We start from the raw sequence: 15,755 nt of genomic DNA on the forward strand, positions 1-15,755 counted from the left end.
CCGCCCCCTCGCTCGGTGCGATGGGGGCGGCTCGGCGGCGTGCCCGGGGCCGGCGGGAGGATCCGGGCACGCGACCGGGTCAGGCGGCGGTGCCCGCCCGCTCCCTGCCGGCCTTCTCGGCGCGGCGCGCACGCCGGACCTTGGCCGCCAGCGGCAGCAGCGCGGCGATGACCACCATGACGTAGAGCCCGATCGAGATACCGCTGCCGACCAGGATCGACGGGTCGCCGTCGGACGCGGCGAGCGCCCGGCGCAGCTCGGTCTCGGCGATCGGCCCCAGCACCACGCCGATCAGGGCGGGCGCCACCGGCACTCCGAAGTGGCGCATCCCGAAGGCGAGCGCGGCGATGACCAGCAGCATCACCAGGTGCACGACCGAGCCGTTGATGGCGTAGACGGCCAGCACCGAGAAGAGGGTGATGCCCGCGTAGAGGTACGGCTTGGGCAGCCTCAGCAGCTTCGCCCAGAGCGGGGCGAACGGCAGGTTGATGGCGAGCAGCAGCACCGAGCCGATGAGCAGCGAGGCCAGCAGGGTCCACACCAGGTCGCCGTTGCGCTCGAAGAGCACCGGTCCGGGCTGCAGGCCGTACTGCTGGAACGCGGCCAGCATGATCGCCGCGGTGGCGGAGGTCGGCAGGCCGAGGCCGAGCAGCGGCACCAGGGTGCCGGCGGCGCTGGCATTGTTGGCGGATTCGGGGCCGGCGACGCCTTCGATGGCGCCCTTCCCGAACTCGCTCTTCTCGCCGCCGCGCTGCTCGCGGCGCTTGGCCATGCGCCGTTCGGCGCCCAGCGAGATGAAGGTCGGGATCTCCGCGCCGCTGCCGGGGATGGGGCCGAAGGCCGTGCCGATGGCGGTGCCGCGCAGCCACGCGGGCCAGGAGCGTCGCACGTCGCGCTTCTTCAGCCACGGCTTGCCGGAGCGGATCCGGCTGAGGTCGGGGGCGTTGCGCCCCCGCGCGGCGACGTAGAGGACCTCGCCGAGGGCGAGCATGCCGACGGTGACGATGATGATGTTGACGCCGTCCAGCAGGACCGCCGAGCCGAAGTCGAAGCGGGGGGCGCCGCTCTGGCTGTCGATGCCGACCAGGCCGATGGCGAGGCCGATGAGCAGCGACGCCATGCCGCGGATGACGGAGCCGGAGACGACGGCTGCGACCGCGACGAACGAGAAGATCGTCAGGGCGAAGTACTCACCGGGGCCGAACTTGAGGGCGAAGTCGACCATGGTCGGCGCGAACATCGCGACGGCGAGGGTGCCGACGATGGAGGCGACGAAGGAGCCGATGACGGCGGTGCCCAGCGCCTGGGGCGCCCGGCCGGCGAGGGCCATCTTGTGGCCCTCGTACATCGTCGCGATCGACGACGCCTGACCTGGTGTGTTCAGCAGGATGGACGTGGTCGCGCCGCCGAACATGCCGCCGTAGTAGACCGCGGCGAAGAGGATGAACGCGCTGGTGGCGTCCATCTGGAAGGTGACGGGGAGCAGCAGGGCGACGGCCATGGCCGAGCCCATGCCGGGGAGGACGCCGACGGCGGTGCCCAGGAGCACGCCACACAGGGCCCACAGGAGGTTGTTCGGGGTCAGCGCTGCCGCGAGACCCTCGCCGAGGAGGTTGAGGGCTTCCATGGTTAGAGCACCATCTCCAGAACGCCGCCGGGCAGGTTCAGACCCAGACCGAACGAGAATCCGACCTGCACGGCGGCCGACATGGACAGGGAAACGACCGCGTCACGCAGCGGGTTGCGGGCACCGAACGCGTAGGAGACGCCCCAGAACAGCAGGGTCCCGGCCAGCAGCCAGCCCAGCGGTTCCAGCAGGGCGACGTGCACGGCGAGCGCGCCGAGGGTCAGTGCCACCGGCGACCACTCGGTCGGGGGTGCGGGCGGGCCGAAGTCGACCCCGGCCCGCAGGGCGCGTGCCACCCGCAGGTTGTCGAACGCCATCTTGGCCGCGACGAGCAGCAGCAGGGCGCCGATCACGCCGGGTACGACGCCGGGGCCCGGCGGCGCGCTGTTCGGCGGGGACTCGATGGTGAGGGCGCCCCAGACGGCGATGACGCCGAAGAGAGCGACGAGGCCGGGGAAGACCCACGCTCCGGAGCCGGTCCAGGGGGCGGACTCCGGGTCGTACGTGGGCGCGGCCTCCTCGGTCTCCTCGATGTCCGGAGCCTCCGCGGACGGCTCGTCGCCGGTCGTGGCGTCGGGGACCGTCGCGGTCGCGGTTCCGGTGGCCGCCGGTCCGCCGGTGGCGGCTGCGGTGTCCCCGTCGGGGGTCGTGCCCGGGTCCGCCGCGGCGGACCCGGCGACCTCGGCCTTCGCCGCCTCGGGGCCGTCGGGTGCCGGGGTGTCGTTGCGGTTCGCCATCACAGCCCCAGCGCCTTCACGGTTTCCGTGGTCACCGCGATCTCCTCCTCCAGGAACGCCGTGAACTCGGCGCGGTCCTGATACGTGTCGGTCCACCTGTTGCGCTTGAGGGTGTCGGCCCACGAGTCGGTCTGCAGGAGCTCGGCGACGAGCTGCTCCAGCCGCTCGGCCTCCTCCTCGGTGATGCCGGGCGGGGCGATGACGCCGCGCCAGTTCGACATCTCGACGTCGAAGCCCTGCTCCAGCGCGGTGGGGATGTCGACGCCCTCCAGCCGCTCCGGTGAGGAGACGGCCAGGGCGCGCAGCGCACCGCGGTCGATCTGGTCGCTGAAGTCACCGAGCGTGCCGAAGCCGACCTTGGAGGTGCCCGACAGCATCGAGGTGACGACCTCGCCGCCGCCCGAGTACGGCAGGTAGTTGATGACGGCCGGGTCGACCTCCATCGCCTGGCCGACGCGCGCCGTGAAGATCTGGTCGACACCGCCCATCGAACCGCCGGCGACCGGCAGCTGCCGGCCCTGCTCCTCCCAGTCGTCGGCCAGGTCGTTCAGCGTCTCGTAGGGGGAGTCGGCCGGCACGACGACGGCCAGGTACTCGGAGGCGATCTGCGCGATCGGCGTCGAGTCGGCCATGGTGTGCTGCGAGCCGAGCGTCTCCACGGCGCCGACCATGCCCAGCCCGGACATGGTCAGGACGTTGGCCTGCCCGTGGCGGTTGGCGGTCTGCGTCAGCCCGATGGTGCCACCGGCGCCCTCGGCGTTGGAGACCTCGATGTTGTAGCGGAGGTCCTCCTCACGCAGGCCGTTCTGCATCTCGCGGGCGAGCGTGTCCCAGCCGCCGCCGGGGGCGGCCGGGGCGATCAGCATCAGCTTCTCGTTCGGGCCGCTGCCCGACGCGGCGCTCTGGTGCACGTCGACCAGTGCGACGCCGACCAGGACGCAGGCGGCGGCGATGGCCGCGCCCCGTCCCAGTGCCTTGGGCGTCCTCATCCCGCACGTCCTTTCCTGCCTTGCCTTCACGGTCGTCGGCCGACCGCGCGAGGCGGGCGCCGGCTCTCCACCGGGCACGGGCAGGCCCGTCCAGGCCGCCGCACCGCGGTGCACCACAGTGTGAGCGGGGTTACAGGCGCGTACGAGAGCTGTTAACACTGGCGTCATACTGGTCGTATTGGTCGCGGGGGCGTGATCGGGGTGTGACCTGACCCACCGGAACCACGGCGGCACGGGCCGTGCCGAAGGGCCGGTCGGCCCGGGTCCGGGCCCCGGGGTCGGGGCGCCGGGGTCGGGGCGCCGCCTCCCGGGCCGACCGCTCTCCGAGCCCGCCCGCGGGTCGGCCCGCGCGCCCGCTCGGCGACCGCCGGGTGGCCGTCCGGTGGCGGAACCGATTCCGAACCGTGCCCCCCGTGGGCACCCCGGTGGCCGCCTCCCCGGACTAACGTCACGACACGGAGCGCCCGGCCGCCCCGCCCCGACCGCCGCACCCCAGGAACCGCCAGGAACACCATGCGTCTGCCGCGCCCCCGCCCGCTCTCCCTCACCGGCTCGCTCTTCGTCGGCTACGCGACGCTGCTCGCGCTCGCCCTCGCGGCGACCGGGGCGCTCTGGATCGCCCAGTTCGACCGGGAGCTCGACCGGCAGTACGCCGAGCGGGTCCTCACCATCGCGCGGTCGGTCTCCGCGATGCCCGAGGTGGGCGGCGCCATGGACGCCCCCGACCCGGCGGCGGTGATCTCGCCGCGCGCCGAGGCGGTCCGGGAGGCGACCCGGGCCGAGTACATCGTGGTGGCCACGACCGACGGCATCCGGATGTCGCACGTCAACCAATCGCTCATCGGTGAAGTGGTCTCCACCCCTCCGGGGCCGGCCGCGGTCGGCGAGGAGTGGAGCGGCGTGGAGACCGGCACGCGCGGCACGACGGTGCGTGCCAAGGTGCCGCTGACGCACGACGGGACCGCCGACGGGCGGCTGGTCGGGTACGTCTCCGTCGGCATCCTCACCTCGGAGATCGACACCGAGGTCAACAACGCCCTGCCGTCGATCCTGGGAACCACCGTCGCGGTGCTGCTGCTGGGCGGGGCCGGGGCCTTCGTGCTGTCCCGGCGGGTCCGCGCCAAGACGCACGGCCTGGAGCCCGTGGAGATCACCGCGCTGCTGGAGGGCCGTGAGGCGCTGCTGTACGCGGTGCGGGAAGGCGTGCTCGCGGTCGACACCGAGGGCCGGGTCACCCTGGTCAACCCGCCGGCCCGCCACATGCTGGGGCTGCCGGACGACAGCGAGGGACGGCCGCTGGCCGAGTTGGGGCCGGCGGACCGGCTGTTGGACGTGGTCTCCGGGGCCGACCCCGGCGAGGACCGCATCGTGCTGGTCGGCGCCCGCATCCTGGTGTGCAACCGGATGCCGGTCCAGGTGAAGGGCCGCGCCGCGGGGGCCGTCGTGACGTTCCGGGACCGCACCGAGCTGGACCGCCTCACCGGAGAGCTGGACGGCGCGCGGACGGTGACCCGCGGGCTGCGCGCCCAGTCGCACGAGTACGCCAACCGCATCCACACCGTCGCCGGGATGCTGGAACTGGGCGCGGTCGAGGAGGCACGGGACTACCTGACCGACCTGTCGGCCGCCCACGCGCTGACCAGCGGGGAGATCAGCCGGAGCGTCGCGGACCCGGCGCTGGCGGCGCTCGCGCTCGCCAAGTCCGCCCAGGCGTCGGAACGGGGCTCGGAGCTGCGGCTCTCCCCCATGACCCAGGTGCCGGAGCGGCTCCGGGGCGCCCTGCGCGACGACGTGCTGCTGGTCGTCGGCAACCTGGTCGACAACGCCCTCGACTCGGTCGCCGAGAGCGGCCCGGGCGGCTGGGTCGAGCTGCTGGTGCGGACTCATCCGGCGCTCCCGGGCCGGCTGGCGCACGACCTGGTGGAGGTGCGGGTCACCGACTCCGGGCGCGGTGTCGCGGACGGGCTGGCGGAGGAGATCTTCGACTACGGGTTCACCACCAAGGTCTCGCGCGGCGGCACCCGCGGCCTGGGGCTGGCGCTCGTCCGGCAGGTCTGCGAAAGTCGCGGAGGCACGGTCGGGGTGGAGGTACTGACGCAGGAGAACGAAGAGGGAGCAGTGTTCACCGCCTATCTGCCCGACGCGGAGCGCGAAGCGCCGCGCGAGAGCCGCACCGCCGCCGACCGCGCCGACGAGCCGGCCGCGCCGAACGGCGCCGCCCCGGCCCCCCGGTACCGCCCGCACGGCGACCGCACGGCGCACGGACGGACGGACCGCGGATGATCACCGTCCTGGTCGTCGACGACGACGTGCGGGTCGCCCGCAACCACCACGACCTGGTGCAGTCGCTGCCGGGCTTCACCGCCATCGGCGTGGCGCACACCGCGGCGGACGCCCTCACCGAGATCGAGCGGCTACGCCCCGACCTGGTGCTGCTCGACCTCTACCTGCCGGACGGCACCGGTACCTCCGTGCTGCGGGCGGTGCGCGCCCCGGAGGGCGGCACCCACCTGGTGGACTTCCTGGTGATCACCGCGGTCCGCGACATCGAACACGTGCGGGCGGCGCTCCACGGCGGGGCGGTCCACTACCTGCTGAAGCCGTTCCCGCTGACGGCGCTCCGCGACCAGCTGGAGCGGTACGCGGTGGCACGGCGCAGCATGGTGGACGCCGGACCCGCCACCACACAGCACGACGTCGACCGGCTGTTCGGACTGCTGCGTCCCGCGGCGGCGGGGCGGTCCCTGCCCAAGGGGCTGACCACCGCGACCAACGAGTTGATCGCGGGGACGCTGCGCGAGGCGGACGGCGACCTGTCCGCAGTGGACGTCAGCGAACGCACAGGCGTCTCCCGGGTCACCGCCCGCCGGTACCTGGAGCACCTCTGCGCCGACGGGCGTGCCGAACTGCGCATGCGCTACGGCACGGCGGGCCGCCCGGAGCACCGCTACCGGTGGGCGGGCGCCGGGCCCGCCGAGGGCGGCGCCCCGGGCTGACCCGGGGCGCCCGGCGGGCGGATCGCTCGGGAGACGGCGGCGCGGCTCGTGCGGCGGTCCGGGCGGGCGCGCCGGACGCGGGGGTCAGCACCGCGCGCCGGGCTCCGGCACGGTGCCCGACAGCAGGTACGCGCCGATCGCGTCGTCGACGCAGGGGTCGGCACCGTAGGCGCCGTGGCCGTCGCCGTCGAAGGTCAGCAGCGTCGCCGACTCCAGCTGTTCGGCCAGCCCCTCGGCCCAGGCGTACGGGGTCGCCGGGTCGCGGGTGGTGCCGACGACGAGGATGTCGTCGGCGCCCTCCGCGGTGACCGGGCCCGGCTCCCCCTTGGCCTCGACCGGCCAGGTGGCGCACATCAGCGTCGCCCAGGCGAAGTCCCGGCCGAAGGTCGGCGACGCCTCCTCGAAGGAGTCCAGCGCCTCACGGACCTCCGCGGCGTCGCCGAGAGCGGGCGGCGCGTCCAGGCAGCTGATCGCGGGGAAGGCGAACATGATCGTCCCGTAGCTCCCGGCGGCGTCACGGTCGTGGTAGCCGTCCGCCAGCGCCAGCAGCGGAGCGCCGTCCCCGTCGCCGGCCGCCCGCAGGGCGTCGCTCAGCTGCGGCCAGAGCGCCGGGGAGTAGAGCGCCTGCGCGACCCCCGTGGTGGCCAGGGACTCCGTCAGCCGCCGGTCCTCGCCCGTGGGCAGCGGTTCCTCGTCGAGCGCCTCGAACAGCTCCGTCAGGGCGGCGGCGTCGCCGACGGGGCAGTCCCGCTGCGCGCCGCAGTCCGCGAGATAGGAGTCGAGCGCCGTCTCGAACCCGGCGGCCTGCTGGCGGTCCCGCTCCAGGGCGTCCAGCCGGGGGTCGATCGCCGCGTCGAGCACCAGCCGGCCGACGCGCTCCGGGAACAGGTCGGCGTAGGCGGCGCCGAGCTGGGTGCCGTAGGAGACGCCGTAGTAGTGCAGGTGGGTGTCGCCGAGCACCGCGCGCAGCAGGTCGAGGTCGCGGGCCGACTCGTCGGTGGAGATGTGCTCCAGCAGGCGGCCGGAGGAGGCACCGCACCCCTCGCCGAACTCGGTGAGCGCCGCCACCAGGGCCTCTTCCTCCTCCTCGTCGTCAGGGGTGCGGTCGACCTGGGTGAAGGCGTCCATCGCGCTGCCGTCCCAGCACTCGACCGGCTCGCTCCGCCCGGTGCCGCGGGCGTCGAGCGCCACCATGTCGTAGCCGGCGCGCACCGGCTCCGGGAACCCGACACCGGCGTACCCCTGGAGGTAGTCGATGGCGGAGGCGCCCGGGCCGCCGGGGTTGACGAGCAGCGACCCGATCCGCTCCTCGCGCGGACCGGTGGCGCGCTTGCGGGAGACCGTCAGCTGCAGGTCGGCGGCGCCCGCCTCGGTGTAGTCGAGGGGCGCGGTGAGGGTGGCGCACTGGAAGCCGGGGACGCCGCAGTCCCGCCAGCTCAGCTCCTGCTCGTAGTACGGCAGGAGCTCCTCCGGGAGGTCCTCGGGGACGGGGCTCGGGCCGTCCGTCGGCTCGGCGCCCTGGCCGGCGGCCGAGGAGGACGCCCCGCCCTCCGGGTCGCCGGTGGTGCAGCCCGAAAGCAGCACGGCCGCCGCGGTGAGCGCGACGGCGGGGACTCGGAAGGGTCGGGTGACGGGCATGGTTCCCCAGTGCATCGGTGCGGACGGTGGTGAACGACGGCTGAGCAACGAGGGTATCGGGCCGATGGGGCGGCTGGTGCGGGTGGCCAACTGCCGGGCGGGTCAGCCATCTTGTACGCCTTGTCCCACCGCCGGGGCGGGGGCGTGGCGGGCAGTGGGCGCCTCACCGGGGCCGCTCGACCGGGCGGTCCCGTTCTCCCGGTACGCGCCGTGGTGGTGTCCGCTTGGGGGGAGGCGTGCGTGGGAGGCGCGCGCCGGGCGTCCGTGCCGGGGCGGAGCGCTCCGGTGCGGGAGCACTCAGGGGGCCGGCGCAGCGGTCCGGCTCAGGGGGAGCGGAGGCTCATGGCCATCGCCTCCACCGCCAGCAGCGGCGAGACGTTCCGGTCCAGCGCGGCCCGGCAGGCCAGCACCGCCTCGATGCGCCGCAACGTCTGCTCGGGCCGGGAGGCGGCTGCCGCCTCGGCCACCGGCTGCGCGGTACTGCCCCCCGCGGCGGCCAGCGAGGTGCCGAACTGGTGGGCCAGCACGTCGCGGTAGAACCCGGTGAGATCGGTCAGCGCGAGGTCGAGCGCGTCGCGCTGCACCCGGGTGGCCCGCCGCTTGTGGCGGTCCTCCAGTTCCTTCATCGCGCCCGCCGTGCCACGCGGCATCCGCTTGCCGTCGCCACCGCCGAGCGCGGCGCGCAACTCCTCGGTCTCCTTCTCGTCGAGCTCCTCGGACAGCTGCTTCGCGTCCTCGGCCGCGGCGTCGACCAGCTCCTGCGCCGCCCGCAGGCAGCCGCCGACGTCGCCGACGCGTCGGGGCATCCGCAGTACGGCCTCGCGGCGGGACCGGGCCCGTTCGTCGGTGGCGAGCCGCCGGGCGCGACCGATGTGACCGCGCGCCGCCTGGGCCGCCCCCTCCGCCAGTTCCGGCGCCACGCCGTCCCGGCGCACGAGCACGTCGGCCACGGCCGCGACCGACGGGGTGCGGAGCGCGAGCAGGCGGCAGCGGGAACGGATCGTCGGGAGGACGTCCTCCACGGACGGGGTGCAGAGCAGCCACACGGTGCGCGGTGCCGGTTCCTCCACGGCCTTGAGGAGGACGTTGGCCGCACCCTCCGTCAGCCGGTCGGCGTCCTCCAGGACGATGACCTGCCAGCGACCGACCGCCGGGGAGAGCTGTGCGCGTCGGACCTGCTCGCGGGTCTGCTTCACACCGATGGTCAGCAGGTCGGTCCGGACGACCTCCACGTCGGCGTGGGTGCCGACCAGTGCGGTGTGGCAGCCGTCGCAGAAGCCGCAGCCGGGCACGCCGCCGAGGGCGCGGTCGGGGGAGACGCACTGCAGCGCCGCCGCGAAGGCACGCGCCGCGGTGGAGCGGCCGGAGCCGGGCGGCCCGGTGAAGAGCCAGGCGTGCGTCATCGCGGAGCCGGAGACCTGGAGCGCCTCCCCGGCCGCCGCCGCGGTGACGTAGGCGTCGGCGTCCCGGGCGGCGGCGGACAGCTGCTCCACCACCGGCCCCTGGCCCACCATGTCGTCCCAGACCGCCATCGCTCTCCCACGTCTCGTGCCGCCACGCCCTGCTCACCCGCCGACCGCCACCCATTGTGCGGCACGCCTCGGACAGCCCGGCCCGCCCCGGCCATCGGCCCGGCGGGCCGGCCCCCGGGGCGACGCGGCCGGAGGGCGCCGTACCCGGCGTGACCCGGACGCAGCGGGCGGTCAGCCGTCCGGCGGCGGGTGTCACCCGCCCGGACCGACTCCAGGGGAACGGCCGACGGCGCGGTGAGACCTTGGGTCCGTCACCCAATCATCACCTTGTGTTTTCATCCGATCACTCGTTGTTCTCATCGTCCGTGCCCGGCAACGCCGTCGGACCACGTCGCTCCGGGCCCCCGAAGGAGTACCGCCATGCCCTCGCCCCTCCCCCGCCGCGCCGCTCGCGTGCTGGCCACCGCCGCCGTCGTCGCGCTGCTGGCGCCCACCGCCTCCGCCACCGACCTCTCCACCCCGGCGGAGCCGACCGCTGTGGAGGCGACCGCGCCGGACGCCACGGACACCGACGCCGCGGACGCCGACGCCGCTTCGCTCCCGGGCGCGTCGGCCCCGGCGCCGCCGCCGTCGCTGCGACCGCTGCCCGCGTCCGAGCGCCTGTCCGCCACCTCCTCGGGCGCCGACGCGCTCGGCCAGGGACTCACCCTCGTCAGCGAGACCCCGGCGGCCCGCCTGGCGGAGGCGCGCGCCGCCCTCGCCGACGGCCCCGCGCAGGAGAGCACACCGCGGCTGACGGTCGAGGGCGTGGGCTGGGCGACGGTGCTCTACGCCGAGACCAGGGGCGACCGCACCGGCTCGGTGGACGCCGAGGCCGGCGCGGGCTCGCTGCGGATGGACCTCGGCTCCGCCACCGTGGAGCACGGCGCGGTCGACGCCCGCTGCACAGCCCGGGCCGACGGCACCACGGACGGCACGGCCACCCTGGTGGACGCCCGCCTCTTCCCGGGCTGGCTGCCCGCGCTGCGGCTGGACCAGGCGCCCGAACCGAACACCGAGATCGACCTGCCCTCGGGACTGGGCCGGGTCGTCCTCAACGAGCAGGTACGCGCGGACGACGGCTCGCTCACGGTGACCGCGCTCCGGGTCGAACTGACCGGGCAGAACCCCTCGCAGCTCGCCGTCGGCACCGTCCGGTGCCTGCCGGGCTCGCACGCCGGGACCGGTGAGGACGCGCCGCGCGACGAAGCCGCCGACCGCGACGAGGCGACGGGCGACGGCGGGGCGACGGGCGACGGCGGGGCGGCCGACGCCCCCGCCCGCACGACCGCCACCGTCCACGCCAGGGCGGTGGAGGCGGGCCGCGGCGTCGACGTCCCCGGCGTGGTGCTGGAGCTCACCGACGCCCAGGGGCGGGTGGCCGGGGTCTGCGTGACCACCCGTGAGGGCTGCACCGTCGAGGACGTCGCCCCGAGCTCCTCGACGCTCTGCGTGGTCGACGCGCCCTCCGGGTACCGGCTGCCCCAGGACCGGGACGAGCGCTGCGCCGGGCCGTTCCGTGTGACGGCCGGTGACGAGCTGCGCCTCCACGACGCGTTCACGCTGGAACGGGCGACCACTCGCTCCTGAGACCGCCCCGGACCGGCGGGGGGCGCCCCTCCGCACCCCGCCGTCGGCGCGAGGCCGGTCCGCCACCGCACGCACGGGTTGCCGCCGCCGGGGAAGGGCCCCGGCGGCCCGGCCACGGGCGCCCGGCGAGCGCGGTGCGACGGCTCGGGATCAGGCGGGGGCGCCGCCGGAGAGGGTCGGCGCGGTGACCGCCGGGCGAGGCGCCGCCCGCGGGTCGCCCGGCAGGACCGGCTGCCGGGCGAGTCCGTGGTCCGCCGCCTCCGCCCGCGGCGCGCCGTCGGACTCGACCGCCACCCCGTCGGCGGCGTCCAGCACGACGGACGCACCACCGGTGGCGACGACGGACTCCCGCACGACCGTCCGGCAGCTGTGGCAGTGCGCGATGTGGACGCCCGCGCCGGAGAACCCTGCGAACAACGCGTGCTCGACCACGCCCCGGCGGGCATGGCGCGCCGACAGACCGTGCTCCCCGTTGTCGTGCGCCGTCACGTAGGAGACGCGGTACCCGGCGAGCGGCCGTTCCGGGGTGCCGAGGAACGCGACGCCCCGCGCCCGGTGGCCGCGGACCGTCAGGTTCTCCACCGCCACCTCGGGGGCGGTCACCGTCACTCCGGAGCCCCGCTCCCCCTCGCCGTCCACGACCACCCGGTTGCGGTCGGCGCCCCGCAGCACGATGCGCGGTGTGCTCACCACGACGCTCTCGCGGTACACGCCCGGGTCGACGAGCACCAGATCACCGGGGACGGCCGCGTCCACCGCGCGCTGGATGGTCGGCGCGTCCTCCGGGACGGTGATCACCGCCCGCTGCCCGGGCGGGCCGGAGCGGGCGTCGTCCTGACGGGGGCTCAGCGCACCGCACCCGGCCAGCAGCACCAGCAGCCCCACCACCAGGCCGGACGCCGCCACGGCCCGCGCCGGCCCCCGGCCGCGACGCCCACCGGTCGCGACGGGGACGGCCGGGCCGGTGCCCCGGCGTGTACCGGCGCCGCGGAGCGGACGGCGTGGACTCCGGCGGGAGGAACGACTGGAACGACTGCGATGCCACATGGACGTCAGGTCTATCGTCGGATGGTCTGCCCGACCGCGCTGCGCCCCGCGAGAGGCGTCCGGTTGCCACCCGGACGGAGCAGCCCGGCCGCGCCGCGGCCCCCGGCTCACCGCCCGCCCCGCCGGCCGGGCACCGCCACCCGGCGCCCGCGCCCGAACGCCGACCGCCCGGCCCCCTCTCGGGGAACCGGGCGGCGTGCACGACGGGGCGGCGCCGTCGGCGGGCAGATCAGCGGCGGCGCTTGCCGTCACGCCCGTCGTCGTCGTGCGGCCCCAGCAGCTCGTCCGCGAGGGTCGGCACGTCGTCCAGCGGTGTCTCCTCCGCCCACGAGGGACGGCTGCGACGCGAGGCGGCACCCTCGTCGACCTGCGGGAGCTGCGCCGTCTCGGTCACGTCAGGAGCGGAGTCGCCACCGACAGCCGGCAGGACCGCGGTCTCGTCGTCGGCCGCCGGACGGCGCGCCTCCTCGCGGCCCACGGTCGGCAGCACCGTCGTCTCGTCGTCGGAACCCCGGGGCTCCTCGCGACCGACCGCGGGCATGACGGCGGTCTCGTCGTCGGCGCCCTGCGGCTTGCCGTCACGGCCGACGACCGGCAGCGCCGTGGTGTCGTCCTCGGCCCGGCGGCGCTCGTCCTCCCGCGCACGCCGGGCGGCCTCCTCCTCGGCGCGGCGGCGCGCGGCCTGCTCACGCTCGCGGTGCTCCGCCTTTTCGCGCTCCTGCCGCTCCTTGCGCTCCGCCTCGGCAGCCGCGGCCTTGCGGGTGGCCTCGGCACGCAGCAGCGCCTCCTCGGCCTTGCGCTGCTTCTCACGGCGGCGCTCCTCGGCCTCGGCGCGGAGCCGCGCCTCCTCCTCGGCACGGGCCTTCAGACGGGCCTGCTCCTCCTGGCGGGCACGCTCCTCCGCCTCGCGGCGCAGTCGCTCCTCCTCCGCGCGCTTGCGGGCGTCCTCGGCACGCTGCCGGGCCTCCTCCGCCTGACGCTCCTCCTCGGCCTTGCGGCGGGCCTCCTCCTCGGCCTTCAGCCGCGCCGCCTCGGCGGCACGCTGCCGGGCGAGCTCCTCCTGACGCTCGCGCTCCAGGCGCTCCTCCTCCTCGCGGCGTTCCCGCTCCAGGCGCTCCTGCTCGGCGCGGCGCTCGGCCGCCAGCCGCTCTTCCTCCTCACGGCGCTTGCGCTCCTCCTCGGCCTTGCGGCGGGCCTCCTCCTCGGCCTTCCGTCGTGCCTCCTCGCGGGCCTCGATCTCGGCCTCGGAGAGGGGCAGCACCTGGTCGAGGCGGTGCCGGGCGGTCGTCGTGACGGACTCCGCGTCCTGGCCGGCGTCGATGACGAGGTAGCGCCCAGGGTCGGCGGCGGCCAGCGAGAGGAAACCGGCGCGGACACGCTGGTGGAACTCGGCGGACTGCTGCTCCATCCGGTCGGGCGCCTCGGTGAAGCGCTCCCGCGCGGTCTCCGGGGAGATGTCCAGCAGCAGCGTCAGCTGCGGCACCAGCCCGCCGGTCGCCCAGCGGGAGATGCGGGCGATCTCGGTGGCGGAGAGGTCCCTGCCCACGCCCTGGTAGGCGACGGAGGAGTCGACGTAGCGGTCGGAGATGACGACGGCACCCCGGGCGAGCGCGGGGCGCACCACGGACTCGACGTGCTCGGCGCGGTCTGCCGCGTACAGCAGGGCCTCCGCGCGGTGGGAGAGCCCGTCGTTGGCGACGTCCAGCAGGATCGAGCGCAGCCGCTGCCCGACGGCGGTGGCACCGGGCTCGCGGGTGACGACGACCTCGTGGCCCTTGTCGCGGACCCAGCGGGCCAGCGCCTCGACCTGGGTGGACTTGCCGGCGCCGTCACCGCCCTCGATCGCGATGAAGAACCCGGCCTCGGCCGCCGCCTCGCGCTGCTCGCGGGGGAGCAGGGCGTTCCGGAGGTCGGACCGCAGCGGCACGCCCTGCCGGTCGTCGGTGGAGCGGAGCAGCAGCGCGCCGACGGGCAGCAGCGCCGCACCGATGATCATGAGGGCGAAGGCGGCGGCGCCGTAGTCGACGGCGAAGTCGCCGCTCTCGACCCGGTGCGAGCCGATCAGCGTCGCCAGCAGCGGACCGAGCACGACCGCCGAGGCGACGGCGACGCGCAGGACCGCGTGCAGGTGCTGGGTCAGGCGGGGGCGGCGGAACTCCTCGACCTCCTGGTCCAGCAGGACGTGGCCGGTCCGGGCCGCGACGCCCGCGGCGACACCGGCGGCCAGTGCGCAGGCCAGCACGGTCGCCGAGTCGGAGACCAGGCCGGTGGCGAGCAGGGCGAGGCCGGTGACGACCACGGCCAGCGGCAGCAGCCGCCGGCGGCTGAGCGCGGGGAGCGCGGCGGGCGCCCACCGGATCCCTACCGCGGTGCCGCCGGTCAGCGCCAGGAGCAGCAGGCCGAAGTAGACGGGCCCCGCGCCCAGGTACAGCGCGTGCAGCACGGCGACCGCGCCGGCCGCGGCGATCGCGGCGGTGACGGCGGCGCAGGCGCCGACCAGTGCGGACAGTGCGCCGGTGCGGCCCTGTTCCGGGGTGCTGCCGGCGGTGGGGCGCCGCAGCCCCTCCAGCGGGGAGCGGGCGCGGGCACCACCGGTCGAGGGCAGCTTCAGGAAGTACAGGGCCGAGATCGACGCGGCGAACAGCCCGGCGGCGACGTACGAGGCCAGGGCGGCCTGGTGGGTGTCGAACCAGTCGATCCCGGTGGCCAGCAGGTTACTGACCAGGCCGGCGACGACCAGGCCCGCCGCAGCGGCGGGCACGGCGAGGAAGCTCGCCCGGACCCACAGCGTGCGCAGCGCCTCGCCGTGCGCGGGCAGCGGCCTCACGGCTGCGCCCTCGGGGGGCGGCGGAGGCAGCATCCCGGGCGCGGCGGTGTCGCGGGCGATGGCCCACACCCGCTCGGCGATCCCGAGCAGGAACGCCGTGACCAGCAGGTAGACCAGCGCGGAGCCGGGGACCCAGTTGATCCACAGCGGTGCGACGATCAGCACCGCCGCGCGCACGCCGTCGGCTCCGATCATGGTCCAGCGGCGGTCGAGCGGGCCGCTCTCGGCGAGCAGCTTCCCGACGTGGCCGGGGAGGAGGGCGCCGACCAGCCCGGTGGCGGCGAGCCGCACGGCGATCACCAGGACCACGGCGAGGAGCACGCCGCGTTCGCCGTCGCCGAAGGCGCCGGAGGTGAAGGCTGCGGGGATCACCAGCAGGACCAGAACCAGCATCGCCAGCACGTCGCCCGCGGCGCCGGTGAGCTGTGCCTCCCACAGCCGGCGCAGCGCGGGAACCCGCAGCAGGGCGCGCGGTCCGCGGTCCCGGGAGTCCGCGGCGAGCGCCTCGTCGGTGGCGTCGCTCGCGGGGTCGACAACCTTCGGTTGGTCTGCTCGCGTCATCCGGCCAGCGTAACGGTCCGTTCGGACAGCGCCGGTACCCGGCCGAACAATTGGCCGCCGCGTCGCACCGGTGGCGGGGGGTGTCCGGGCGACCGTCGGTTGACGGTGACCCACGGTCACCGACACGGTGCGGCGGCGCTGACGGGCCGTCGGGCCGATACCGGCGGGTGCCGCGGCGGGACGGACGGTTGCGGGCGGGCGTGGCCGCCCGCAAACGCGCCGCGCCCGCCGC

Annotated in this window: 10 protein-coding genes; 3 read left to right on the plus strand and 7 right to left on the minus strand. The window is 75.7% G+C overall.

The features are described 5' to 3' along the window. Nucleotides 1-79: 79 nt before the first annotated feature. From HCJ92_RS14580 to HCJ92_RS14590, 3 genes are read right to left on the minus strand one after another with little or no spacing between them, the layout of a single operon-like run. Nucleotides 80-1,627, minus strand: coding sequence for a tripartite tricarboxylate transporter permease (locus HCJ92_RS14580; RefSeq protein WP_167934015.1), 1,548 nt, complete (start codon nt 1,625-1,627; stop codon nt 80-82). 2 nt (nt 1,628-1,629) lie between these two features. Continuing rightward, complete coding sequence (locus HCJ92_RS14585; RefSeq protein ID WP_167934016.1) at nt 1,630-2,364, minus strand: tripartite tricarboxylate transporter TctB family protein; 735 nt, start codon at nt 2,362-2,364, stop codon at nt 1,630-1,632. Continuing rightward, nucleotides 2,364-3,353: a Bug family tripartite tricarboxylate transporter substrate binding protein gene (locus HCJ92_RS14590; RefSeq protein WP_167934017.1), complete on the minus strand. Its 990-nt coding sequence runs from the start codon at nt 3,351-3,353 to the stop codon at nt 2,364-2,366. The genes HCJ92_RS14585 and HCJ92_RS14590 overlap by 1 nt, the downstream gene beginning before the upstream one ends. 513 nt (nt 3,354-3,866) lie before the next feature. Here HCJ92_RS14590 and HCJ92_RS14595 point away from each other — a divergent pair. Beyond that, nucleotides 3,867-5,636: an ATP-binding protein gene (locus HCJ92_RS14595; RefSeq protein ID WP_167934018.1), complete on the plus strand. Its 1,770-nt coding sequence runs from the start codon at nt 3,867-3,869 to the stop codon at nt 5,634-5,636. Then, entirely contained in the window at nt 5,633-6,349 is a 717-nt protein-coding gene (locus HCJ92_RS14600) for a response regulator (RefSeq protein WP_167934019.1), read from the plus strand. Before HCJ92_RS14595 ends, HCJ92_RS14600 begins: the two co-directional genes overlap by 4 nt. 84 nt (nt 6,350-6,433) lie before the next feature. On the opposite strand, the gene HCJ92_RS14605 is transcribed toward HCJ92_RS14600, so the two are convergent. Both HCJ92_RS14605 and HCJ92_RS14610 read right to left on the minus strand, forming a co-directional pair. Then, entirely contained in the window at nt 6,434-7,987 is a 1,554-nt protein-coding gene (locus HCJ92_RS14605; RefSeq protein ID WP_167934020.1) for an alpha/beta hydrolase, read from the minus strand. A gap of 323 nt (nt 7,988-8,310) precedes the next feature. After that, a complete protein-coding gene (locus tag HCJ92_RS14610; RefSeq protein WP_167934021.1) occupies nt 8,311-9,519 on the minus strand; it encodes a DNA polymerase III subunit delta' in 1,209 nt (402 codons plus the stop codon). A gap of 360 nt (nt 9,520-9,879) precedes the next feature. Here HCJ92_RS14610 and HCJ92_RS14615 point away from each other — a divergent pair, with 360 nt between their 5' ends. Next, nucleotides 9,880-11,088 carry a choice-of-anchor P family protein gene (locus HCJ92_RS14615; RefSeq protein ID WP_167934022.1) on the plus strand — a complete coding sequence of 403 codons (1,209 nt, stop codon included), beginning with the start codon at nt 9,880-9,882 and terminating at the stop codon, nt 11,086-11,088. A gap of 150 nt (nt 11,089-11,238) precedes the next feature. Here the strand turns inward: HCJ92_RS14615 and HCJ92_RS14620 are convergent, their stop codons facing one another. After that, nucleotides 11,239-11,994 (minus strand): right-handed parallel beta-helix repeat-containing protein, encoded by a 756-nt coding sequence (locus HCJ92_RS14620; protein WP_167934023.1) that lies wholly within the window; start codon nt 11,992-11,994, stop codon nt 11,239-11,241. Nucleotides 11,995-12,364: 370 nt separating this feature from the next. Continuing rightward, entirely contained in the window at nt 12,365-15,523 is a 3,159-nt protein-coding gene (gene tmk, locus HCJ92_RS14625; RefSeq protein ID WP_167934024.1) for a dTMP kinase, read from the minus strand. Between the last annotated feature and the right edge of the window lie 232 nt (nt 15,524-15,755).

Origin of the sequence: Streptomyces spiramenti (assembly GCF_012034385.1) — a bacterium.
Lineage (GTDB): Bacteria > Actinomycetota > Actinomycetes > Streptomycetales > Streptomycetaceae > Streptomyces > Streptomyces spiramenti.